This window comes from Streptomyces sp. NPDC096323 (genome assembly GCF_040302845.1).
Classification (GTDB): domain Bacteria; phylum Actinomycetota; class Actinomycetes; order Streptomycetales; family Streptomycetaceae; genus Streptomyces.
This window is the reverse complement of the sequence record NZ_JBEOSI010000001.1, coordinates 424,079-445,334: the sequence shown is the minus strand read 5'-3', so window position 1 is coordinate 445,334 and position 21,256 is coordinate 424,079. Positions and strand designations below refer to the sequence as shown.

Genomic DNA, 21,256 nt, shown 5'->3' with positions numbered 1-21,256 from the left:
CCCGCCGCCGCTCCCGGCGCCTCAGCTCCGGTGGGCGCGTCCCTCCGTGACGATGCGGCGCAGGGTGTCCCCGAGCCGGCGTGCGTACCAGCGCTGCGCCACCGGCACGAGCGGCCCGGCGAGGCGGGTGTACCAGCGGGCGGGCCGGCTGAACGCCATCACGGTGAACGAGACCGTGCCGTCGTCGGCGAGTTCGGCCACGAAGGACTCCTCGCCGCACTCCGGGTGGCGGGCGAGCGTCCCGTACGCGAAACCGATGCGTTCCGGGCCGTACTCGGCCCAGACGACCCGGCACGGTGCGGTGAACCGGAAGGGGCCCGCCCCCAGTGCCACCCGGACGGACGCGCCGGGTTCGGCGCGGGGTGCGGAGGCGCTGACCCGGGCTCCGGAGAGACGGTGCATGCGGAAGGCGGTGATGGCGGCACCGGCTGTCTCGAAGTCCGCGCGGCCGTGTCCGATCCCGGTGCGGTGGTGCAGGTGGTGGTAGCCGCGGGGGAGGGGGCCGAGCCGGGTGGCGCCCGCCTCGGGGTACGTGAGGGTGTTCATGCGGTCCTTACTTCATGGGCGGTGCGGTCGTGCAGACGTGCCTGGGCGGTGCGGTGGTTCAGACGCTGCCAGGCGAGCACCGAGCAGAGAGCGAAGCCCAGCGCGTTGCCCACGCCGTGCGTGGCGGCCATCCAGGCCAGGGTGGGGTGCGGGAGGCCGGTGGCCTCGCCCAGGGCCCAGCTCAGCGCGAGCACCATGGTCGCCGCGAGCACGGCGGCCGAGACGGCGAGCAGCAGCCGGGCGGTCCGGTCGCGGGCCGCGGGGCGGACCGTGCGCCAGGTCAGGAAGGCGACGGTCCACATTCCCGCTGTGAGGACGACCGCCCCCGCCAGTTCGGCCCAGTCGCCGATGAAGTAGCCGATCAGGACGAGCAGGGTGCCCAGCGGCACGCTCAGCGCCGCGAACCGGCCCGCCGGACTGTCGGCGACGCGGGAGACCAGCCCCGCGACCAGAGCGGCCGCGAACCCGGCGAAGTGGAAGTGCGGCACGGTCAGCGCCAGGATCCCGAGCCCGAAGCCGAACAGCGAATGCCCCGAGCGCTCCGCGACCAGGGCGGTGGCGGCGACGGCCGGGCTCGACAGAGCGGTGAGCAGGGCGACCTCGGCGGGTGCGGTGCGCCATGACCGCAGGGGCTCGGGGCACCGGACGGCACGGGCGAGCGCGTGCAGGGCGAGGAGCGCGGCGCCGAGTCCGTAGCCGAGCGCCAGAACGGTGGCGGTGGGGCCGCGCGGCAGCCAGAGGGCAGCGGCCCCCGGCACGGCGAAGACCGGCCACAGCCGCCGCATCCGGTCCAGGCCGGGGGCGTCCGCCAGCCGCAGGCCGACGGGCACGATCACCAGCATGCCCAGCATCACGATCAGATCCACCAGGACCGACATGATCCACCCACCCCGCCTTGAACGCGTTCAACTGCTGGCGATGCCGACTCTATGGGCTTACTTGAACGTGTTCAAGTACTCGGCCGCCCCTTCCGCCCGAGAACGCGCCCACGCCCACGCGGCCCCGGCTTGCGGCGGAGGGGGAACTGCGGCAGATATGAGGGAAGCACCGGGACCGGTGACCAGGCAGGAGACCCGTTCGTGCACGCACCGATACGCATGCGCCGCGCCGCGCTCGCCGTACTGTCCGCCGGCATCCTCGTCACCGCGGGCTGTGCACGGGTGACCGCGGGCGGCGGCCACGGCACCGGGGCGGCGTCCGAGGGCGTCCTCCTCCAGCCGGCTGCCTCCCGGGGGCCCGATCCCTTCACCCGGTCGACGGCGGAGGCGTCCGGCGCTGCCCCGGCGGCGCCGAGCACGGCTCCGCCGGACACCCCCGTGCCCCGCGACGCCGCCCCGCACACGCTTCCCGGATCGACCCCCGGCCTCTACGGGGCCACCCGTTCCGTGGCGTCCTGCGATGCCGGACATCAGATCAGTCTTCTCGCGGCCGACCCGGCCAGGGAGAAGGCCTTCGCACGCGCCGCGGGCGTGGCCCGGGCGGGCGTCCCGGAGTTTCTGCGGAGCCTGACGTCCGTCGTGCTGCGGGCCGACACCCGGGTGGACAGCCACGGCTTCCGCGCGGGCTCCGCCACCACGTTCCGGTCCGTGCTCCAGGCCGGAACCGCCGTGATGGTGGACGACCACGGCCTCCCACGCGTCCGCTGCGCCTGCGGCAACCCGCTGAGCCGCCCCACCGGTGCGCGGGACACCGAGGACGGACGGGGCGAGAAGTGGAGGGGCTACGACCCGGCGCGGACCGTCGTCGTCGCGCCCGCCGCCAAGGCCGTCACGGGCCTGGTCGTCGTCGACGCCGACCACAACAGCTGGATGGTGCGGCCGACCGGAGACGAGGGCGCCCGGGACCACACCCCCGAGGTGGCGCCGCCGTACGCCCCGGACACCGACATCATCGGGCCGCTTCCCCGGGTGCCTCCTTCCAAGCCGTCGAAGCCGAAGAAGTCGGTGGCGCCGACGCCGTCGCGCTCCACCCCGGAGCCCGGGGACTGCCCGACGCCGATCGCCCCCACCCCGCCCGGCGAGGCCGTCGCGGCGACGGAGGAGCCCTCCGAGGCGCCGGCGGACTGCCCCACGCCGACCGGTGTGCCGTCGGACGGGGCCACGGACGAGCCCACCGGCACCCCGGCGGACCCGGACGAGCCGCCGATGACGGACGAACCGCAGACAGCCATCGAGCTGCCGTGGCCGGAGGACGAGGACGACGCGGACGAGGGCGACCGGCCACGTACCGCTATCTGGTGAGGCAGAACGCCTCGGTCGGGAGCTCCTGGAGCTCGGCGAGCGGCACGTCGCGCAGACGCTGCGTGAGCCCCCGGCGACGGCCCAAGGGGTCGAGCAGCCGGCTTTCCCGCTCGCCCCGGAAGGCGTCGCTCGACGGAGGGATCACGGTGGCACCGGCGCCGGCCGGGGGCGCTGGGATGCGCCTGTCCGGCCCCGGCTACACCATGGAAGAAGCGGCAGGGTGCCGTGCGAAACGCCCCGGAGGTGTCCGGTGGCTCAAGCCAACTCCGGGCGGCGGACCGGGAATCTGTTCTACGCGTTCGCCCCGTGGATCATTTTCGACGTGATCGCGGCCCCCAGCACATGGGAGTTCGCCGCGCTGGCAGGGCTCGTCGCCTCCGTCGTGCTCAATCTGCCCGATGTGCGCCGGGGTTCCTTCAAGGTGCTGGAGGTCGCCGGCATCGCCTTCTTCGCCGTGCTCAGCCTTCTGGCGCTCTTCCTGGACCGCCAGGATCTCCTCTGGCTGGAGCGGTACGCCCAGGTCCTGTCGAGCTCCGTGATCGCGGTGGTGGCGCTGGGCTCGCTGGCGTTCGTTCCGTTCACCGAACAGTACGCGCGCGAGACCACCCCCCGTGAGGTGTGGGGATCGCCCCGCTTCCGGCATGCGAACCGGGTGCTGACACTGCTCTGGGGAGGGGTCTTCGTCGCCACCGCGCTGCTGGGACTGCTCGCGGTGCACACGTCGTCCGGCGCCGACTGGTTCAACTGGGTCATCCCCGTCGCGCTGTTGGTCTTCGCGGTCCGGTTCACCGAGCGCTATCCGGACCGGGTGCGCGAGCGGGCCCGGAGCGCCTCCGCCGGACCGTGACCGGCTGCGCCGGCGCCGCCCCCGGCCCCGGCCCCGGCCCCCCTGAGCGGGGAATTCCGGGGCCGTCGCCGAAGGGGTGTCAGTTGCCGGGCTCCGAGGCGTCCAGCATGGCGTCGCGCTCCACGACCTTCACCCGCTCGCGGCCCTGCGCCTCGCCGAGCGCGCGCTCGTGTGCGTCCAGGCGGTACCAGCCCTCGCGGGTGGTGTAGCGGACGCCGCGGGACTCCAGGAACGCGGTCACGGCCGCCGGATCGGGCTGGGCCGCGGCGGGCAGCCGGCCGGTGGCGTGGTCCTCCAGCAGGCAGGCGACCGTCTCGTTGGCGTCGCCCTTGGTGTGCCCGATCAGGCCGATCGGACCGCGCTTGATCCAGCCCGTGACGTACACCGACTCCATCGGCTCGCCGGCGGCGAGCACCCGCCCGGCGGCGTGCGGAACCGTGCCGGACGCGACGTCGAACGGGAGCTTGGGCAGCTCCTGCGAGTAGTAGCCGACCGCGCGGTAGACGCTCTGCACGTCCCAGTCGTGGAAACGGCCGGTGCCCTTCACGTTTCCGGTGCCGTCCAGCTCGGTGCGCTCGGTACGCAGGCCGACGACGCTGCCGTCCTCGCCGAGGATCTCCACGGGGGACTCGAAGAAGTGCAGGAAGAGCTTGTGCGGCCGGTCGCCGACGTCGCGGATCGCCCAGTTCTCCAGCGTGGAGGCCACCATGTTGGCCTGCTTGTTCCCGCGGCGGGTCTCGATCGAACCGGCGTCGTAGTCGATGTCCTCGGGGTTGACGATGACCTCGATGTTCGGCGAGTGGTCGAGCTCCCGCAGCTCCATCGGGCTGAACTTGGCCTGGGCGGGGCCGCGGCGCCCGAAGACGTGTACCTCCAGCGCCTTGTTGGCCTTCAGACCGTCGTAGACGTTGGCGGGGATCTCGGTCGGCAGCAGCTCGTCGGCGGTCTTGGCGAGGATGCGGGCGACGTCCAGAGCCACGTTGCCGACACCCAGCACGGCGACCTTCTCGGCCTCCAGCGGCCAGGTGCGTGCCACGTCCGGGTGGCCGTCGTACCAGGACACGAAGTCGGCGGCGCCGTGCGAGCCGTCCAGGTCGCTGCCCGGTATGTCGAGGGCGCGGTCGGCGTCGGCGCCGGTGGAGAAGATCACGGCGTCGTAGAAGCTTCGCAGCTCGTCCAGGCCGATGTCGTTCGGGTAGTCGACGTTGCCGAAGAGGCGGATCTGCGGCTTGTCCAGGACCTGGTGCAGCGCCTGCACGATGCCCTTGATCCGCGGGTGGTCGGGGGCCACGCCGTAACGGATCAGGCCGAACGGGGCGGGCATCCGCTCGAACAGGTCGATGGAGACGCCCGGGCCGGCGGCGGCATCGGATTTGAGCAGCGCGTCCGCTGCGTAGATCCCGGCGGGGCCGGCTCCGACTATGGCTACGCGGACGGGGCGTGTCATGGAGGGCTGTTCCTTAGGACGGGCGAGCAGGGGCAGGGCGGGCCGTGGTAAGGCTTGGCTTACTCCGCCCCGAACGCACACGTTAGCCGCTGTCCCTGCCCGCTTTCGGAGCGGGTCGGCGTTCTGCGGCGATATCCGGCGCCCCGCACCTTTGCCGGACCCGGAAATCCCGCGGAATCCCGCGGAATCTCCGGGAAAGCATCCCTGCCGAGTAGCTCGTAAATGTGTTCCATCGCACGTTCACCTGGTGGACGGCTCGCTCGAAGAATCGGACAAATGGTGGCAGAGTTACCCGCATGGATGATCGGGTAACGCGTGCCCTGTCACTCCCGGACGACTGGCCGGCCCACCCGGACCTCAGTCTCGCCCTGAACCGTATGGGCAGCTTCGACTGGGATCTCGACAGTGGCCTCATGCACATGGACCAGGCGGCCCTCGACGTGTTCGACCTGCGGGCCGACGAGTACGACGACAAGCCGACGACACTCGCGACACGGGTCCCGCCGGACGAGAGCATGCGTCTGGACGCCATGGTCACCCAGGCGCTCAAATCCGGCCGGAACAACTACGGGGCGTACTTCCGCATGCTGCGGCGCGACGGCACCCTGCAGTGGACGCACACCCAGGGCTTCGTCCGCCGCGACGCCACCGGCCGACCGCGCCGCATCATCGGCATCGTCCGGGACGCCACCCAGGAACTGGCCGAGTCCACCGCCCGCCGCGAGCTGGACGAGGAGCGGCGGCGGCAGACCAGCCTGGTGGACGCCACGACGGCCGCGCTGGCCCACGCCCGTACCGTCAAGGACGTCATCGACGTGCTCAAGAACTCCCAGGGGCTGGCCCACCTGGGGGCCACCAGCCTGGTCATGGGGTTGATCGAGGCCGGGCGCATCCACCTGGTGGCCGACGGGCCCGAGGGGGCGTTCGTGCCCGGCACGCGGTACACACGGACGGACGAGCAGTACCCGATGAGTGAGGTCGTGCGCACGCTCGGCCCCCGCTTCATCGAGTCCGCCGAGGACTTCGCCGATTCGTATCCGGTCCTGTGGCCCCACATCAGCCACCTCGGCATCACCTGCGCCGCCTACCTGCCACTGATCGCCCAGGCCCGCCCCATCGGCGCCCTAGGGCTGCTCTACAGCGACAAGAACGGGTTCACCGGCGACGAACGCAATCTGCTGCTCGCCCTCGGCAGCTCCATCGCCCAGAGCCTCCAGCGCGCCATGCTCTACGAACAGGAGCACGACCTCGCCGAAGGTCTCCAGCAGGCCATGCTGCCGCGCCGCGTCCCCGAGGTGCCGGGCGCGCAGATCGCCGTGCGCTACCGGTCGGCGAGGCTCGGCCGGGACATCGGCGGCGACTGGTACGACGTCATCCCGCTGCCCGGCGGCCGGGTCGGCACCGTCATCGGAGACGTACAGGGCCACGACACGCACGCCGCCGCCGTCATGGGGCAGCTGCGCATCGTGCTGCGCGCGTACGCGGCCGAGGGCCACAGCCCCGCGACCGTCATGGCGCGGGCCTCCGTCTTCCTGCACGAGCTGGACACCGACCGCTTCGCGACCTGCATCTACGCCGAGGCCGACCTGACCACCGGCGTGGTCCAGGTGGTCCGGGCCGGCCATGTCGACCCGCTGGTACGCGACGCCGACGGGAGCTGCCGCAAGGTGCCGGTCGACGGCGGGCTGCCGCTGGGGCTCTCCGCCGAGTTCGGGCGGCTGGAGTACCCGGTCAGCACGGTCGAGCTGGACCCCGGGCAGACCATGGTGCTGTTCACCGACGGCCTGGTGGAGCTGCCGGGAACCGACCTCGACGAGGGCGTGCACCGGCTCACCGCCATGATCGGAAACGGCCCCCGGGACCTCCAGCGGCTGGCCGACCGGCTCTGCGCATCGGTCGACGAACGCGGTGGGGAGGACGACGTGGCGGTGCTGCTGCTGCGCCGCAAGGCCGCCCACGCCCCACAGCCCGGCGGCCGGCTCCAGCAGCACGTGGCGCAGAACGACCCGGAGGCCCTCAGCTCGGCGCGGCACATGATCCGTGCGGCGGTGCGTGCCTGGGGCGCGAAGGACCGGGCCGACGAGGTGGAGCTCGCCGCCGACGAGCTGACGACCAACGCCCTGATGCACACCGACGGCGGCGCGATCGTCACCATCCGGGTGCTCACCGGGCCCGAGCGCCGCCTGCGCGTCGACGTCGAGGACCGCTCCAGCGCGCTGCCCCGCCGCCGGGACGCGGGCGACGCCGGGGTCTCGGGCCGTGGCCTGATGCTCGTCGACCGGCTGGCGGACGCCTGGGGCGTCGAGTCCCGGGGCACCGGCAAGTGCGTCTGGTGCGAATTCGTCATCCCGCCGCGCGGCTGATCCGGTGAGGACCGCCGCCGTTCCGGGGGACTGAGCACTACCCGACAGTAACAGAACGTAACATGTCTGTACTTGACCGTAACCGACCGCGAGAGATTGACTGCGATCTGTCAGTCTTCGTCTTCCATGACATGAGGACCCGTTGGGCACTGAGCTACTGGCACCTCTCGATCTGGCCTTCTGGCACCTCGAGTCCGACGCGCACCCCATGCACCTGGGCGCGCTCGCCGTCTTCGCGCCGGGCGGCCACGCGCCACCCGGCCCCGACGGCCTCCTGGAACTGCTCGGCACCCGGGCCGCCGCGATCCCCCGCCTGCGGATGAGGGTGCGCGACGTGCTGCTGCCCGTCGGGGGAGCGGCCTGGTCGGTGGACAAGGACTTCGACGTCCACCGGCACGTCAAGCGGGTACGACTGCCCGAGGCGGCGACCGCCGGTGAGGGCGAGGCCGGGTTCATGGCGGCCGCCACCCTGCTGGCGGGCGAGCTGATGGAGCAGCCGCTGCGCCGCGGTATGCCGCCCTGGCAGATGTACGTCATCGACGGCGCTCCGGACGGCCCCTTCGCCGTGCTCGTCAAGCTCCACCACGCTCTCGCCGACGGGATGCGCGCGGTCGCCATCGGGGCCGGGATCTTCGACGAGATCGCCTCGGTCGCGGGCCGCGGGCGGCCGGGACCGGCGGCCGGCCGGGTCCGCCCCGTGCCGCCGCGCTCCTGGATGCCCGGCCCTCGCCAGGTCGCCGGACTCGCCCTCGGCCGGATCGAGGACCTCGGCCGGGCCTTCGGCGTCGGCGCGTCCCTGGTACGCGCCAGCCGCCTCGACTTGCGCGGCGCGCCGGCCCTCAGCGCCAGCTCCTCCGGCACCCGGCGCCTGGCCACGGCAGATCTCGACCTCGAAGCCGTGCAGCGCATCCGCCGGGCGGCGGGCGGCACGAGCAACGACGTGCTGCTCGCGATCGTCGCGGGTGCGCTGCGCCGCTGGATGCTGGAGCGCGGCGAACCCCTGCCCGGATCCGACCCGCGCGCCCTGGTCCCCGTCTCCCGGCGGCGCCCGGGCGGCGCGGCCGCGGCCAACGGCAACCGGCTCTCCGCCTATCTCCTGGGCCTGCCCGTCTCCGAACCCGACCCCTGGGAGCGGTTGCGGGCCGTCCGCGGCGCCATGGACCGCAACAAGTCCGCCGGTCCGCTGCGCGGGGCCGGGGCGGTCGCGGTCCTCGCCGACCAGCTGCCGTCGCTGGCCCACCGCTTCGGCGCGCCGCTCGCCGGGAGCGCCGCCCGGATGCTCTTCGACGTGCTGGTCACCAGCGTGCCGCTGCCGCGCTCGGCCCTCTCACTCGGCGGCTGCCCGCTGCGCGCGCTCTACCCGATGGCGCCGTTGGCCCGCGGCCAGTCCCTGGCCGTCGCGCTGACCACGTACGGCTCGACCGTGCAGATCGGGCTCGTGGCCGACGGCAAGGCGCTGCCCGATCTGGAGCGGCTCGGCCGGTGCGCCGAGGAGGAGGTGGCCGGTCTGCTCGCGCTGCTGCCCGAAGGGTGACGCGATCATAGATCGGACTGATCCCTCGGGTGGTGCGGGGCTTGTTCCTCCCAGCGGTGTTGACGCGCCCAAGTGATCCGATGAATATTCGCTCTGTGCAGGAAGCGATCTTCGGGGAGGGCGGCGGCCGGATGCGGCGCAACAGGCTGGGAAACAGCGCGGTCGAGGTCACCGAACTGTCCTTCGGGGCGGCCGCCATCGGCAATCTTTTCAGCGCCGTCGACCCCGCGCAGGCCGCCGCCGCCGTCGACGCCGCCTGGGACGAGGGCGTCCGCTGCTTCGACACCGCGCCGCACTACGGCCTCGGACTCTCCGAACGACGGCTCGGCGAAGCCCTGCGCGGCCGGCCCCGCGACGCGTACGTCCTGTCCACCAAGGTCGGCCGCGTGCTCGACCCGCTGCCTGATGGCGGGGACGCCGCCTCCGCATCGCTCTCCGAGGGCTTCGCCGTCCGTGCCACGCACCGCAGGCGCTGGGACTTCAGCGCCGCCGGTGTCCGCCGCAGCATCGAGGACAGCCTGGAACGTCTAGGCCTCGACCGCATCGACATCGCCTACCTCCACGACCCGGACGACCACGCGGAAGCCGCCTTCGGCGAGGCCTACCCGGAGCTGGAGAGACTGCGGGCCGAAGGGGTGATCGGGGCCATCGGAGCCGGGATGAACCAGACCGCGATGCTCACGCGCTTCGTCGTCGAGACCGACGTCGACGTGGTGCTGTGCGCCGGCCGCCACACCCTCCTCGACCAGTCCGCGCTCAACGATCTGCTGCCCGCGGCGGCGGACCGCGGATGCGGCGTCGTCGTCGGCGGTGTCTTCAACTCCGGCCTGCTCGCCGACCCGCGCCCCGGCGCCACGTACGACTACGCCGCCGCACCCCCGCACCTCCTGGACCGGGCCCTGCGTCTGAAGGCCGTCACCGAGGGCCACGGCGTGCCCCTGCGCGCGGCCGCCCTGCACTACCCGCTCGCCCACCCCGCGGTCGCCGGCGTGCTCGTCGGTGCGCGGTCACCCGACGAGATGCGCGACGCCGCCGCCCTCCTCCGCCGGGAGATCCCCGACGCCCTCTGGGACGACCTGCGCGCCGAGGGCCTGCGGCCCGTCGACGGGGAGCTGTGAGATGACCGGCCGCCCCCGCATCGTCGACGCCCATCACCACGTGTGGGATTTGTCGGTACGCGACCAGGACTGGATCACCGGGGACCAACTGGCACCCCTGCGGCGCGACTTCACCCTCGCCGACCTGGAACCGGAGGCCCGCGCCAACGGGGTGTGCGCGACGGTGCTCGTCCAGACCGTCACCCTTGCCGAGGAGACCCCCGAGTTCCTCGCGCTCGCCCACGGCAGCGACCTGGTCGCCGGCGTCGTCGGCTGGACCGATCTCACCGCCCCGCACATCGCGGACGCCCTCGCCGCCCTGACCGAGCTCCCCGGCGGCGACCGGCTCGTCTCCCTGCGCCACCAGGTCCAGCAAGAAGCCGACCCCCGCTGGCTGCTGCGCCCGGACGTACAGCGCGGACTGGCCGCCGTGGCGGACGCCGGACTCGTCTACGACCTGGTGGTCCAGCCCCACCAGCTGCCCGCCGCCGCCCGGGCCGCCGAACTGCTGCCCGGCCTCACCTTCGTACTCGACCATGCGGGAAAGCCGCCGGTCGCCGCCGGGCGGACGCACCCCTGGGCCGACGACCTGCGGGCACTCGCGGCCCTGCCCAACACCGCGTGCAAGCTCTCCGGCCTGGTCACCGAGGCCGACCCGCACGACTGGACCATCGAGGACCTGCGCCCGTACGCCGCCACCGTCCTCGACGCCTTCGGGCCCGGCCGGCTGATGTTCGGCTCGGACTGGCCGGTGTGCCGGCTCGCGGCGACGTACACCGAGGTCGTCGAGACCGCGCTGCTGCTCCTCGACGGCCTCGCCGACGACGAGCGGGACGCCGTCCTCGCCACCACCGCAGAGCGCGTGTACGGCCTCCGGTAGGCGCCGGGGCGCGGGCTGCGGCAGGCTGGAACCATGCCCGAACTGCCGGAAGTCGAAGCCCTGCGGGTCTTCCTCGACGACCACCTGGTCGGCAAGGAGATCGACCGCGTGCTGCCGCTCGCCATCAGCGTCCTGAAGACGTACGACCCGCCGCTCACCGCCCTGCACGGCGGCACGGTCACCGGCGTCCGGCGGCACGGGAAGTTCCTCGACATCGCCGTCGGCCCGCTTCACCTGGTCACCCACCTCGCCCGGGCCGGCTGGCTCCACTGGAAGGACAGCTTTCCCACCGCCCCGCCACGCCCGGGCAAGGGCCCCCTGGCGCTGCGTACCGTCCTCACCACCGGCGCCGGCTTCGACCTGACCGAGGCCGGGACCACCAAACGCCTTGCCGTGTACCTGGTGCACGACCCGGCCGCGATCCCCGGCGTGGCCCGCCTCGGCCCCGATCCGCTCGACCCGTCCTTCGACAGGGAGGCGTTCGCCGCCCTGCTCGCAGGCGAACGGCGCCAGATCAAGGGCGCCCTGCGCGACCAGTCGCTGATCGCCGGCATCGGCAACGCGTACAGCGACGAGATCCTGCACGTCGCGAAGATGTCCCCGTTCAAACTCACCGCGCACCTCACCGACGACGAGATCACCACGCTCCACACGGCTCTGCGCACCACGCTCGACGACGCCGTCGCCCGCTCCAGCGGACTGGCCGCGGGACGGCTCAAGGCGGAGAAGAAGAGCGGCATGCGCGTCCACGGGCGCACCGGCGCGGCCTGCCCGGTCTGCGGGGACACCATCCGCGAGGTGTCCTTCAGCGACTCCTCGCTCCAGTACTGCCCGACCTGTCAGACGGGCGGCAAAGCGCTCGCCGACCGCAGGCTCTCCAGGCTGCTCAAGTAGCGCGCCTCAACGGGCGAGCCGCAGCAACGGCCGCCCCGCCGCCGTGCGCACCTCGAACCGGTCGATGGCCCCGGGCCGCAGGGCCGCGCCGCCACTCAGCCGCAGCGGCTCCCCACCCGGGCCGGCCGACGACCAGGTGGCGACGGTCTCCTCCGTCCCGTCCCGCCCCACCGCGACCAGGGCGCACACCCCGCGCTCGGGTACCCCCGACACCTCCAGGCCCACATCGGCGCCCCACTCGCGCGCTCCCGCGGTCACGACGGCCGCCATCCCCGAGCCCCGGTCGGCGGCCGTCCACCGCTCGGTGCCCGGGCCCCCGCTCGCAACCACGAACGGCACCCCGGCCGCGAGCACCACGGCAGCCGCTCCCAGGGCGAGCCGCCGGCGCCGCGACCTCCTCCGCCCGGCCGCCACCGCCCCCACGGCCCGCCGCACCATCCCGGGACCGGCCACCACCACCGGGTCGACGCCCGGCGGCGTCAGCCGGGCGTACCGTCCGAGGACGGCCGCCACCCCACCGAACTCCACCATCCCGCCCGCACACAGGGGACAGCCCTCCAGATGTTCCTCGAAACGGAAGGCGTCGGCGGGGCCGAGCACGCCCAGGGCATAGGCGCCGACATCGCGACGGTGTTGCGGGCTGCACATACCATCCCGTACGGAAACAGCCGGTGAATCACTCACTACACCCCCCTCCGCCCCGTGCCGGCCGGTCTAAACTCCGGCCTCATGCTGCGCGTACTCGCCGTCGACGACGAAGAACCCGCCCTGGAGGAACTCCTGTACCTCCTGCGCGCCGATCCCCGGATCCGCAGCGCCGAGGGAGCCACCGGCGCCACCGAGGCGCTGCGGCGCATCGGCAGTGCCGTCGAGGCCGGTCCCGAGGACCCCGCCGCCATCGACGTCGTCTTCCTCGACATCCACATGGCGGGCCTCACCGGACTCGATGTCGCCCAGCTGCTGGCCGGTTTCGCCGCGCCCCCGCTCATCGTCTTCGTCACCGCCCACGAGGGCTTCGCCGTGCACGCCTTCGACCTCAAGGCCGTCGACTACGTCCTCAAACCCGTCCGCCGCGAACGCCTCGCCGAAGCGGTGCGCCGCGTGGCCGAACAGGTCGGCGGCCGTTCCGCACCCGTCCACGACACCAACCACGACCAGATACCCGTCGAACTCGGCGGCGTCATCCGCTTCATCCCGATCGACGACATCGCGTACGCCGAGGCCCAGGGCGACTACGCGCGGCTGCACACCGACACCGGCAGCCACCTGGTCCGTGTCCCCCTGACCACCCTGGAGGAGCGCTGGCGCACCCGCGGATTCGTCCGCATCCACCGCCGCCACCTCGTGGCGCTCGGCAGGATCGACGAACTGCGTCTGGACGCGGGCAGCATGAGCGTGCGCATCGGCACCGCCTCGCTGGCGGTCAGCCGCCGCCACACCCGTGCGCTGCGCGATCTGCTGATGCGGCAGACCGGCCGCTGACCAGCGTCTACGCACCCGGACCCCTTCCCAGCGAGGTCCGGTGCTGCGTACACTCCGGCCCCATGTCCGCAGAGCCAACGCCCCGGCGTGAAGTGGTGACGGGGGAGCCCCGCCGGGTGCGTCCGCTGCCGCGCTACCGCACCCAGTCGGAGATCGACGAGCAGACCGCACTCGGCGGCGCCTACGTCCGCTCGCTGATGCGCAGCCAGCTGCGCGCCGGACTCACCGCCTTCACCGTCCTCGCCGTCGTCGTCGGCACCCTGCCCCTCGTCTTCGAGGCCCTGCACAGCTCCGCCGTCGTCTGGGCCGTCCTCGGCTTCGCCGCCTACCCGCCGCTGACGCTGCTCGCCTGGTGGTACGTGCGCCGGGCCGAGCGCAACGAGCGCGACTTCGCCCGGCTCGTGGAAGGCCGCCCCGCACAGTGAGCCGCACGTACGCGGTGGCGGCCGTCGCCGCAGTCGTTCTCGCCACCGTCCTCGTCGGCGGGTTCGGGCTGCGCATCTCGCGCACCACCTCCGACTTCTACGTCGCCTCGCGCACCGTACGGCCCCGCCTCAACGCGGCCGCGATCAGCGGCGAATACCTCTCCGCCGCGTCCTTCCTCGGCATCGCCGGCCTGGTCCTCGTCCACGGCCCCGACATGCTCTGGTACCCGGTCGGCTACACCGCCGGCTACCTGGTCCTGCTGGTCTTCGTCGCCGCGCCGCTGCGCCGCTCGGGGGCGTACACCCTGCCCGACTTCGCGGAGGGACGGCTCGAATCGCGGCAGGTGCGCGGACTCGTCAGCGTCCTCGTCGTCGGCGCCGGCTGGCTCTATCTCGTCCCACAGCTCCAGGGCGCCGGACTGACCCTCAAGATCCTGACGGGCGCGCCCGGCTGGCTCGGCGACGTCCTCGTCGCCTCCGTCGTCGTCCTCGCCGTCGCCGCGGGCGGGATGCGTTCCATCACCTTCGTCCAGGTCTTCCAGTACTGGCTGAAACTGACCGCGCTCCTCGTCCCCGCCCTCTTCCTGGTGCTCGCCTGGCAGGGCGACGGACGGCCCCGCGTCACGTTCGACGAGCAGCTCTCCGTCTTCCGCGCCGACCACCCGCTGTACGCCACCTACGGCCTCATCGTCGCGACCTTCCTCGGCACCATGGGCCTGCCGCACGTCGTCGTCCGCTTCTACACCAGCCCCAACGGCCGCGACGCGCGCCGCACCACCGTCGCCGTCCTCGCCCTGATCGGCGTCTTCTACCTGCTGCCGCCCGTCTACGGAGCCCTCGGCCGGCTGTACGCGCCCGAGCTCATCCACGGCGGCGACGCGGACGCCGCCGTGCTGCTGCTCCCCGGCCGGGTCATCGGCGGACTCGGCGGCGATCTGCTCGGCGCGCTCATCGCCGGCGGCGCCTTCGCCGCGTTCCTGTCGACCGCCTCCGGACTGACGATGGCCGTCGCCGGTGTCCTCACCCAGGACGTCCTGCCCTCGCGCGGCGTAAGGCACTTCCGGCTGGCCACCGTCCTCGCCATCGCCGTGCCGCTCGCCGGTTCGCTGATGGTCAGCCGGGTGCCGGTCGCCGACTCGGTGGGGATGGCGTTCGCCGTGTCGGCGTCCTCCTTCTGCCCGCTGCTGGTCCTCGGCATCTGGTGGCGCCGGCTCACCCCGCCGGGGGCCGTTGCGGGACTCGTCCTGGGCGGCGGCTCGGCGCTGCTCTCCGTCGCCATCACCGTCAGCGGCGCGGTGCGCCCGCCCGGCTGGCCGCACGCCCTGCTGGCCTGGCCCGCCGTCTGGTCCGTGCCCGTCGGCTTCCTCGCCATGATCCTGGTCTCGCTCGCCACCCCGGGCCGGATACCCGCCGGCACGAACGCCGCGATGAGCCGTTTCCACCTGCCCGAGGCGCTGACCGCGGGGAGGCACCGGTGACCGGGGCCGGATACGCCGTCATCGTGCTCCTCGCGCTGCTGCTCTTCGGCGGCGGCCTGCTGGCCGGCCGGCGCACCGCGCGCCCCGTCCGCACCAGTGACGTCGGCACACCCGTCGAACACGCCACGTTCGAGACCCTGCACACCGCCTCGCTCGCCGCGCCCCCGCTGCGCGCCGGACTGACCGAGGAGAGCGCCCGCAAGTCGGCCCGCCGGCTCCGGTCGCTGCTCGGCACCGACGCCCTGTGCCTCACCGACCGCGACCGGGTGCTGGTCTGGGACGGTGAGGGCGACCACCACGGCCGGCACGTCATGGACCAGGTGCGGGGCGTCCTCGCCGGCGGGCGCGACACCGCCTTCAGCAGCGAGTGCGACGACCTCGACTGCCCGCTGCGCTGGGCCGTCGCCGTGCCGCTCACCGTCGACCACCGGGTTCTCGGCACGCTGATCGCTTACGCCCCGCGCGAATCCGCGGTCCTGGCGAGGGCCGCGGGCGAGGTCGCCCGCTGGGTCTGCGTACAGCTCGAACTCGCCGAGCTCGACCGCTCGCGCACCCAGCTCATCGAAGCCGAGATCAGGGCCCTGCGCGCACAGATCTCCCCGCACTTCATCTTCAACTCACTGGCGGCCATCGCCTCGTTCGTCCGAACCGACCCCGAGCAGGCCCGCGAGCTCCTTCTGGAGTTCGCCGACTTCACCCGCTACTCCTTCCGCAGCCACGGCGACTTCACCACCCTCGCCGACGAACTGCACTCCATCGACCAGTACCTGGCCCTCGTCCGGGCCCGGTTCGGCGAACGCCTCTCGGTCACCCTCCAGGTCGCCCCCGAGGTGCTGCCTGTCGCCCTGCCGTTCCTCTGTCTCCAGCCACTGGTCGAGAACGCCGTCAAGCACGGGCTCGAGGGGGCTGTCACCTCCAGCCGCATCACCATCAGCGCACTGGACGCCGGCTCCGAGGCCGAGGTCGTCATCGAGGACGACGGCACGGGCATGGACCCGGAGCGGCTGCGGCACATCCTGCGCGGCGAAGGCGGAAAGTCCACCGGCATCGGACTGCTCAACGTCGACGAACGGCTCCGCCAGGTGTACGGGGACGACTACGGGCTCGTCATCGAGACGGGCATCGGCGCCGGCATGCGCATCACCGTGCGCCTGCCGAAGTACCGGGCCGGGGTCCACGGTTCCTGAAGCGGGGGCGGACGATCCCTCAGACAGGCAGATCCCTCAGACAGGCAGATCCCTCAGTACAGGCGGACCTCTCAGTACAGGTGGATCGAGAGGTGCCCCAGCGGCAGGCCCAGCTGCCAGGCAGGTGTCCACACCTGGGCGGCCGCTCGCTCCTCCTCCGCCTCCCCGGAGCTGTCGGCCGGCTCCCGCGGCGGCGGACCGAGCGCGTCCAGGTCGGCCGTCAGGAGTTCGGTGTCCTCCAGCCACCGCCAGGCCGCCCGGGCCAGAGCGAGGTCCGGTCCGGTGTCGCCCGCTTCCTCCAGCGCGTCGAGCCGCGCGCAGACCCAGCCGCGCCACGGAGCCCCGTACGCCGTCAGCAGCCGCAGCTCGTCCACCCGGGCGGACGGGAGGGACCCGGCCACCGCGCCGTCGGACAGGAACACGGTCAGGGCGAGCGCATCGCGCCCCGCCCGGTATTCCAGCGTCGCCGGCTCCATCAGTTCGCCGGTCCGCAGCAGTTCGTCGGCGATGTACTCCGCGTACATCCAGGCCATCGGGATCAGCAGCCCGCCGCCACTGGATCCGTCTTGACGTTCCGGACGCATCCGGTCTCGCCCCATTCCGTTCTCGGTACGGCCCTACACGCAGCATTGAACCGGGGGAGCGCGCCCCGCGTGGCCAGAAGGACAGGATCCGTCGGACCCGATCCGTCACAGATACGAGGTTGCGATGACCGGCCACCCGGAGGACGGACCCCACATGCGGCAGTTGCTCGGCGCCTACGTCCTGGACGCGCTCACGGCCGCGGAGGCGCACACCGTGGCCCGCCATCTGCAGAGCTGCGACCGGTGCGCGGCCGACTACGTGGCGGTGGCGGAGGCGGCGGCCCTGCTGCCGCTGCTCAGCGAGGAGGACCTGCTCGAGTAGCCGGGCAGGTTACGGGAGAGCAGGCGCAGCGCGTAATAGGAGCGGGACTTCACCGTACCGGAGGGTATCCCGAGCACCTCGGCGGTCTCGCCCACGCTCAGTCCCCGGAAGTAGATCTGGACGAGCACGGCCCGGTGCTCCGGGCTGAGGGTGCGGACCGCCTCGCGTACATCGAGCGCGGCGACCGCGGAATCCGCGGTGTCCTCCCGCCCCGGGGCGCTCTCCAGTACCGAGTCGCTGACCTCGGAGGGCCGTGCCAGCCGCGCCCTGCGGGCGTCGATCGCCAGCCGGCGCCCTACCGTGAACAGCCAGGGGCGCATCGACTCGTACGGACCGTCGAACGCCTCCGGGTGCTGCCAGGCCCGAACCAGCGTCTCCTGGAGGAGATCCTCCGCGCGCTGCCGGTCGCCGAACGTCAGACCGAGCAGGAAGTGGAACAGGGCGGGTCCGTGGTCACGCTGCAGATCCGCGAGTGCCCGCTCATCGGTCGTCGTCGTGGTCATGGTGAACGCCCTTCCCCGCGGAGATTTCTGCCGCCTCGCTGCCGACTGGCGTATACGAACGCATTCACGCCCCGGGGAACAGGACAAACCCGGCGCTGTGCGACGAGCGGTCGCACGGAGCGGCGAATGGTGCGGTGAACGGTCGGGCGGGGGTGGCGCGGGGCCGGTGCGAGCAGAGGCCGGCGGCGTTACGGGACCACGGTGACGGGCCAGCGCCCGGCCTTCACCAGGCGCACGGCCACCGAGCCGATGAACCGGTGCCCCGCCGACTCGGAGGCGCCCACCACGACGGCGTCCGCCTTGAGCTCGTCCGCAGCCGTCACCAGACCGTTGTACGGGTCACCGCGGAAGGTGTGGAACTCCCAGCGCACATCCCATATGTCCTTCATCCGCTCCGTGGACGCCCTGATCTCGCTCACCAGGCCCTCCGCGACGTCCCCGGTCGCATCCCCGACCGGCGCACCGAGTGCGGCACCCGCCGTCAGCACGGGCTGGACGTAGACGAGGGCGAGCATGGCCCGCTGCCGACGGGCGAGGCCTGCGGCGTACGCCGCGGCGCGCATGGAGGATTCGGAGCCGTCGATGCCGGCGACGATCACTTTCGGGCCGTCTGTGCCACGTTCGAACTGGTGGGACTGCTGGTCTGTCACGGCAGTGAGGTTATCGGTTCCCCCGGTCGGGCCCGTTCCGGGCTCCCGAGTGCCCCGGCGCGCTGCTGCCGGATGCGCGGACGCACTCCCTCCATCGGGTGCAAAACCCTCCGTGACCGGTGTCGTGGGGAGAGGTGACAGAGCGGACGTGCGAGCAGTAGGTCATGAAAAATGATCAGATGCCGCCGACGCGCAGAACGCTGCTGAGGCTGGCCGCCGGGCTGGGCGCCGCCACTGTCGTGCGCCTGGTCGCGGCGGACTCCGCCGGTACCCCGTTCCAGCGTCCCGCGCCGCCGTCCGCCGCCACGGCCGGTCCGCAGGCGGCCGCCCTGCGGACCCGGCCGCTCGCCTACCGGCTGCGGCCCATGACCGCGGAAAGCCCGCCCCGCTACCGTCCGGCGGTGCCACCGGTCCGCACCCGGCCTTTCGAGGAACTGCCGGATATCGGCCGGGCCATGGTGCTGAGCTTCGACGACGGGCCCGATCCGCTGTACACCCCGCACATCCTGGACACGCTGCGCCGGTACCACGTACGGGCGATGTTCTTCCTCTGCGGGGAGATGGCCCACGACAACCAGGACCTCGTCCGCCGGATCGCCGACGACGGGCACACCGTGGGCAACCACTCGTGGACCCATCCGCTGGTCACCACGCTCTCCCGGGCCGGTGTCACCGACGAGCTGGGCCGTACGAGCGACGTGGTCGAGAAGCTCACCGGCGCTCCGCCACTCTGGTACCGGGCGCCCTACGGGGCCTGGAACCGGAACTCGTTCGAGATCGGGGCCTCGCTCGGCATGGAGCCGATGGCCTGGTCGCTGGACACCCTGGACTGGACCGAACCGGGCGCCGACACCATCGTCCGCCGGGTCGGGCAGGGCGCTGGCCCGGGAGTCGTGGTGCTCTCGCACGACGCCGGCGGCGACCGTTCGCAGAGCGTGGCGGCACTGCGCCGCTATCTGCCGGAGCTGCTCGACGACGGGTACCGGATGACTGTGCCGCAGCGCCGCTGAGGTGTGCGACGGCCGCTGCCGGGCCGGGGCGGGCCGGGGGCCGGGAAGCGGGGCCCGCAGCCGGGCCGCGGCTCCCGGCAGCAGTCGTCAGCGGGTGTCGACCAGGCGGGCGAACGCGACCACGTTTCCGTCGTAGCCGTTCGCCTTCGTGTAGCCGCCGCCGCAGGTGATGACCCGCAGTTCCGCCTGTCCCGTGTCGCCGTACACCCGGGCGCCGGGGAAGTCGTGCTTGGAGAAGACCTCGACGCCGTAGACCTCGAAGACCGCGACCCGGTCGTCGCTGCGGGTGACCTCGACGCGGTTGCCCTTCTTCAGGGATCCCAGCCCGTAGAAGACGGCGGGTCCCGCCTCGTTGTCGACGTGACCGACGATGACGGAGGTGCCGAGCTGGCCGGGCGCGATGCCGTTCTGGTACCAGCCGGCCAGGTTGGGGTCCTGCGGGGGCGGTGTCTCGATCCAGCCGTTCGCGTCGAGGTTCACGTCGATCACGGGTGCCTCGACCCCGATCGAGGGGATGGCCAGGCGTTCCACGGGCGCGTAGGCCAGCGGCTTCACGGCCGGGCCGGCCACCGGGGCCCCGGGGGCGACCTTCTGGTGGCCCACCGAGGCGGCGGCCACCGGCTGCGGCGGGCCGGGCGAGAGGTCCGCGCCGTTCCGCATCAGCGCGAGACCGGTGAGCATCGCCAGCGCGAGTGCGCCCCACGGCGAGTGTCTGATCCGTTCGGGGCGCCAGTTGTCCCGGCCCATGGTTCTCCCTTCGTCGCGACGAAGGAAACGCTAGGCCGGGGGCGGCCGCACGGCATTCAGGGACGTGCGAACGGGTGGTGACGATCTGACGGGCTGCTTATCGGAGTAGCAGCGGGATAAAAATTCTGCCGGGCGGTGACCTGCGGCTCCGTCAGGTGCGCGGCCATTCGTGCGGCGTGTCGGATCACCGGGGTGGAGCAGTCCCGAAATGCGGGGGGTGAAGGATCTGGTGATGGTTCGTCATGGGAGGCGTCCTCGTCGAACCATCCCGGTGCACAGAGCTCCGGAGCGCCTTCCGCTGGAGGTTCGAACGATGCGTGCTACACGCGCTCTCGTTGTCGCCGCGACCGCCGTCGCCGCTCTCGGGCTCGGTGCTCCGATGGCGGCTGCCGGCGGAGACGTCGGGAACGGCCAGAACAACGGCAACAGCCAGAACGACTGGAACGACCCCGGCGACTGGGACAACGGAGGCGGCAACGGCAACGGCAACGGCAACGGGAACGGGAACGGCAACGGGAACGGGAACGGCAACGGCAACGGGAACGGGAACGGCAACGGGAACGGGAACGGGAACGGCAACGGGAACGGCAACGGCCGCAACAACGGTCCGAACAACGTGACCGTCGACCCCGAGCGCGTGCACCAGGGCGCGGCCATGCAGGTCAGCGCCGAGGGCTGCGGCCGCGGCGGCAGCGTCTCGTCCAACGCGTTCCGGACCACGAGGCTCTCGGCCGGCCGGGTCGGCCACGCGCGGGTGCGGATCTTCAACGACGCGACGCCCGGCACCTACAACCTGACGGTGCGCTGCGACGGCACCGACCGGACGGCCGGACACCGCTTCACCGTGCTCAACAGCCGTGGCGCGCAGGGCGGCTTCGGCGGCTCCATGGCAGCGAGCCCGACGGAGATGGGCGTCGGCGCGGGCCTGGTCGCCTCGGCGGCCCTCGGCGGAGGCATGTACGTCATGCGCCGTCGGAGGATGAGCCATGGGGCGGTCTGACCGTAACGACGCACCCACCG

At 72.7% G+C, this 21,256-nt stretch carries 23 protein-coding genes; 14 read left to right on the top strand and 9 right to left on the bottom strand.

Features of this window, described 5'->3' with window-relative positions; all coding sequences use genetic code 11:
* Positions 1–21: 21 nt before the first annotated feature.
* Positions 22–546 (bottom strand): DUF1990 domain-containing protein, encoded by a 525-nt coding sequence (locus ABTX18_RS01960; protein WP_352120770.1) that lies wholly within the window; start codon positions 544–546, stop codon positions 22–24.
* Entirely contained in the window at positions 543–1,424 is an 882-nt protein-coding gene (locus tag ABTX18_RS01955) for a YndJ family protein (protein ID WP_352120769.1), read from the bottom strand. The genes ABTX18_RS01960 and ABTX18_RS01955 overlap by 4 nt, the downstream gene beginning before the upstream one ends.
* Positions 1,425–1,625: 201 nt before the next feature.
* On the opposite strand from ABTX18_RS01955, the gene ABTX18_RS01950 reads away from it, so the two are divergent.
* Positions 1,626–2,786, top strand: coding sequence for a DUF6777 domain-containing protein (locus ABTX18_RS01950; RefSeq protein ID WP_352120768.1), 1,161 nt, complete (start codon positions 1,626–1,628; stop codon positions 2,784–2,786).
* On the opposite strand, the gene ABTX18_RS01945 is transcribed toward ABTX18_RS01950, so the two are convergent.
* On the bottom strand, positions 2,776–2,931 hold the full coding sequence (locus tag ABTX18_RS01945) for a hypothetical protein (RefSeq protein WP_352120767.1): 156 nt from the start codon (positions 2,929–2,931) through the stop codon (positions 2,776–2,778). The two genes, ABTX18_RS01950 and ABTX18_RS01945, sit on opposite strands and share 11 nt — an antisense overlap.
* 105 nt (positions 2,932–3,036) lie before the next feature.
* Between ABTX18_RS01945 and ABTX18_RS01940 the strand changes: the two genes are divergently transcribed.
* Positions 3,037–3,633 carry a DUF3159 domain-containing protein gene (locus ABTX18_RS01940; RefSeq protein ID WP_352120766.1) on the top strand — a complete coding sequence of 199 codons (597 nt, stop codon included), beginning with the start codon at positions 3,037–3,039 and terminating at the stop codon, positions 3,631–3,633.
* A gap of 79 nt (positions 3,634–3,712) precedes the next feature.
* On the opposite strand, the gene ABTX18_RS01935 is transcribed toward ABTX18_RS01940, so the two are convergent.
* Positions 3,713–5,080, bottom strand: a complete 1,368-nt coding sequence (locus ABTX18_RS01935; RefSeq protein WP_352120765.1) for an FAD-dependent oxidoreductase — start codon at positions 5,078–5,080, stop codon at positions 3,713–3,715.
* Between the two features lie 296 nt (positions 5,081–5,376).
* Between ABTX18_RS01935 and ABTX18_RS01930 the strand changes: the two genes are divergently transcribed.
* From ABTX18_RS01930 to ABTX18_RS01910, 5 genes are all read left to right on the top strand, one after another.
* Complete coding sequence (locus ABTX18_RS01930) at positions 5,377–7,443, top strand: SpoIIE family protein phosphatase (RefSeq protein ID WP_352120764.1); 2,067 nt, start codon at positions 5,377–5,379, stop codon at positions 7,441–7,443.
* Between the two features lie 142 nt (positions 7,444–7,585).
* On the top strand, positions 7,586–8,977 hold the full coding sequence (locus tag ABTX18_RS01925) for a wax ester/triacylglycerol synthase family O-acyltransferase (RefSeq protein ID WP_352120763.1): 1,392 nt from the start codon (positions 7,586–7,588) through the stop codon (positions 8,975–8,977).
* 131 nt (positions 8,978–9,108) lie between these two features.
* Complete coding sequence (locus ABTX18_RS01920; protein ID WP_352121146.1) at positions 9,109–10,095, top strand: aldo/keto reductase; 987 nt, start codon at positions 9,109–9,111, stop codon at positions 10,093–10,095.
* A gap of 1 nt (position 10,096) precedes the next feature.
* Positions 10,097–10,954 carry an amidohydrolase family protein gene (locus ABTX18_RS01915; protein WP_352120762.1) on the top strand — a complete coding sequence of 286 codons (858 nt, stop codon included), beginning with the start codon at positions 10,097–10,099 and terminating at the stop codon, positions 10,952–10,954.
* A 33-nt stretch (positions 10,955–10,987) separates the two neighbouring features.
* Positions 10,988–11,848 carry an Fpg/Nei family DNA glycosylase gene (locus ABTX18_RS01910; protein WP_352120761.1) on the top strand — a complete coding sequence of 287 codons (861 nt, stop codon included), beginning with the start codon at positions 10,988–10,990 and terminating at the stop codon, positions 11,846–11,848.
* A 6-nt stretch (positions 11,849–11,854) separates the two neighbouring features.
* On the opposite strand, the gene ABTX18_RS01905 is transcribed toward ABTX18_RS01910, so the two are convergent.
* The gene (locus tag ABTX18_RS01905; protein ID WP_352120760.1) at positions 11,855–12,496 is read right to left on the bottom strand and encodes a zf-HC2 domain-containing protein; all 642 of its coding nucleotides are present in this window, start codon (positions 12,494–12,496) and stop codon (positions 11,855–11,857) included.
* 81 nt (positions 12,497–12,577) lie between these two features.
* Here ABTX18_RS01905 and ABTX18_RS01900 point away from each other — a divergent pair, with 81 nt between their 5' ends.
* From ABTX18_RS01900 to ABTX18_RS01885, 4 genes are all read left to right on the top strand, one after another.
* On the top strand, positions 12,578–13,330 hold the full coding sequence (locus tag ABTX18_RS01900) for a LytR/AlgR family response regulator transcription factor (protein WP_352120759.1): 753 nt from the start codon (positions 12,578–12,580) through the stop codon (positions 13,328–13,330).
* 62 nt (positions 13,331–13,392) lie between these two features.
* Positions 13,393–13,755 (top strand): hypothetical protein, encoded by a 363-nt coding sequence (locus ABTX18_RS01895; RefSeq protein ID WP_352120758.1) that lies wholly within the window; start codon positions 13,393–13,395, stop codon positions 13,753–13,755.
* A complete protein-coding gene (locus ABTX18_RS01890; protein WP_352120757.1) occupies positions 13,752–15,233 on the top strand; it encodes a sodium/solute symporter in 1,482 nt (493 codons plus the stop codon). Before ABTX18_RS01895 ends, ABTX18_RS01890 begins: the two co-directional genes overlap by 4 nt.
* On the top strand, positions 15,230–16,420 hold the full coding sequence (locus ABTX18_RS01885) for a sensor histidine kinase (RefSeq protein WP_352120756.1): 1,191 nt from the start codon (positions 15,230–15,232) through the stop codon (positions 16,418–16,420). Before ABTX18_RS01890 ends, ABTX18_RS01885 begins: the two co-directional genes overlap by 4 nt.
* 71 nt (positions 16,421–16,491) lie before the next feature.
* Here ABTX18_RS01885 and ABTX18_RS01880 read toward each other — a convergent pair whose 3' ends face one another.
* Complete coding sequence (locus ABTX18_RS01880; RefSeq protein WP_352120755.1) at positions 16,492–17,004, bottom strand: hypothetical protein; 513 nt, start codon at positions 17,002–17,004, stop codon at positions 16,492–16,494.
* Between the two features lie 124 nt (positions 17,005–17,128).
* Between ABTX18_RS01880 and ABTX18_RS01875 the strand changes: the two genes are divergently transcribed.
* The gene (locus ABTX18_RS01875) at positions 17,129–17,326 is read left to right on the top strand and encodes a zf-HC2 domain-containing protein (protein ID WP_352120754.1); all 198 of its coding nucleotides are present in this window, start codon (positions 17,129–17,131) and stop codon (positions 17,324–17,326) included.
* Here the strand turns inward: ABTX18_RS01875 and ABTX18_RS01870 are convergent.
* Positions 17,260–17,829 (bottom strand): sigma-70 family RNA polymerase sigma factor, encoded by a 570-nt coding sequence (locus tag ABTX18_RS01870; RefSeq protein ID WP_352120753.1) that lies wholly within the window; start codon positions 17,827–17,829, stop codon positions 17,260–17,262. The genes ABTX18_RS01875 and ABTX18_RS01870 overlap by 67 nt on opposite strands.
* A 188-nt stretch (positions 17,830–18,017) precedes the next feature.
* Positions 18,018–18,479 carry a universal stress protein gene (locus ABTX18_RS01865; RefSeq protein ID WP_136325676.1) on the bottom strand — a complete coding sequence of 154 codons (462 nt, stop codon included), beginning with the start codon at positions 18,477–18,479 and terminating at the stop codon, positions 18,018–18,020.
* Between the two features lie 164 nt (positions 18,480–18,643).
* Here ABTX18_RS01865 and ABTX18_RS01860 point away from each other — a divergent pair, with 164 nt between their 5' ends.
* Positions 18,644–19,489 (top strand): polysaccharide deacetylase family protein, encoded by an 846-nt coding sequence (locus ABTX18_RS01860; protein WP_352120752.1) that lies wholly within the window; start codon positions 18,644–18,646, stop codon positions 19,487–19,489.
* 87 nt (positions 19,490–19,576) lie between these two features.
* On the opposite strand, the gene ABTX18_RS01855 is transcribed toward ABTX18_RS01860, so the two are convergent.
* Positions 19,577–20,236, bottom strand: coding sequence for a class F sortase (locus ABTX18_RS01855; protein ID WP_352120751.1), 660 nt, complete (start codon positions 20,234–20,236; stop codon positions 19,577–19,579).
* 313 nt (positions 20,237–20,549) lie between these two features.
* Here ABTX18_RS01855 and ABTX18_RS01850 point away from each other — a divergent pair, with 313 nt between their 5' ends.
* Complete coding sequence (locus tag ABTX18_RS01850; protein ID WP_352120750.1) at positions 20,550–21,236, top strand: hypothetical protein; 687 nt, start codon at positions 20,550–20,552, stop codon at positions 21,234–21,236.
* Positions 21,237–21,256: the final 20 nt, after the last annotated feature.

Excerpts from the sequence above, each read along its gene's own strand:
- ABTX18_RS01960 (WP_352120770.1), bottom strand. The coding sequence starts at position 546 with ATGAACACCCTCACGTACCCCGAGGCGGGCGCCACCCGGCTCGGCCCC.
- ABTX18_RS01955 (WP_352120769.1), bottom strand. The coding sequence starts at position 1,424 with ATGTCGGTCCTGGTGGATCTGATCGTGATGCTGGGCATGCTGGTGATC.
- ABTX18_RS01935 (WP_352120765.1), bottom strand. The coding sequence starts at position 5,080 with ATGACACGCCCCGTCCGCGTAGCCATAGTCGGAGCCGGCCCCGCCGGG.
- ABTX18_RS01930 (WP_352120764.1), top strand. The coding sequence starts at position 5,377 with ATGGATGATCGGGTAACGCGTGCCCTGTCACTCCCGGACGACTGGCCG.
- ABTX18_RS01920 (WP_352121146.1), top strand. The coding sequence starts at position 9,109 with ATGCGGCGCAACAGGCTGGGAAACAGCGCGGTCGAGGTCACCGAACTG.
- ABTX18_RS01915 (WP_352120762.1), top strand. The coding sequence starts at position 10,097 with ATGACCGGCCGCCCCCGCATCGTCGACGCCCATCACCACGTGTGGGAT.
- ABTX18_RS01910 (WP_352120761.1), top strand. The coding sequence starts at position 10,988 with ATGCCCGAACTGCCGGAAGTCGAAGCCCTGCGGGTCTTCCTCGACGAC.
- ABTX18_RS01905 (WP_352120760.1), bottom strand. The coding sequence starts at position 12,496 with ATGTGCAGCCCGCAACACCGTCGCGATGTCGGCGCCTATGCCCTGGGC.
- ABTX18_RS01900 (WP_352120759.1), top strand. The coding sequence starts at position 12,578 with ATGCTGCGCGTACTCGCCGTCGACGACGAAGAACCCGCCCTGGAGGAA.
- ABTX18_RS01895 (WP_352120758.1), top strand. The coding sequence starts at position 13,393 with ATGTCCGCAGAGCCAACGCCCCGGCGTGAAGTGGTGACGGGGGAGCCC.
- ABTX18_RS01880 (WP_352120755.1), bottom strand. The coding sequence starts at position 17,004 with ATGCGTCCGGAACGTCAAGACGGATCCAGTGGCGGCGGGCTGCTGATC.
- ABTX18_RS01875 (WP_352120754.1), top strand. The coding sequence starts at position 17,129 with ATGACCGGCCACCCGGAGGACGGACCCCACATGCGGCAGTTGCTCGGC.
- ABTX18_RS01870 (WP_352120753.1), bottom strand. The coding sequence starts at position 17,829 with ATGACCACGACGACGACCGATGAGCGGGCACTCGCGGATCTGCAGCGT.
- ABTX18_RS01860 (WP_352120752.1), top strand. The coding sequence starts at position 18,644 with ATGAAAAATGATCAGATGCCGCCGACGCGCAGAACGCTGCTGAGGCTG.
- ABTX18_RS01855 (WP_352120751.1), bottom strand. The coding sequence starts at position 20,236 with ATGGGCCGGGACAACTGGCGCCCCGAACGGATCAGACACTCGCCGTGG.
- ABTX18_RS01850 (WP_352120750.1), top strand. The coding sequence starts at position 20,550 with ATGCGTGCTACACGCGCTCTCGTTGTCGCCGCGACCGCCGTCGCCGCT.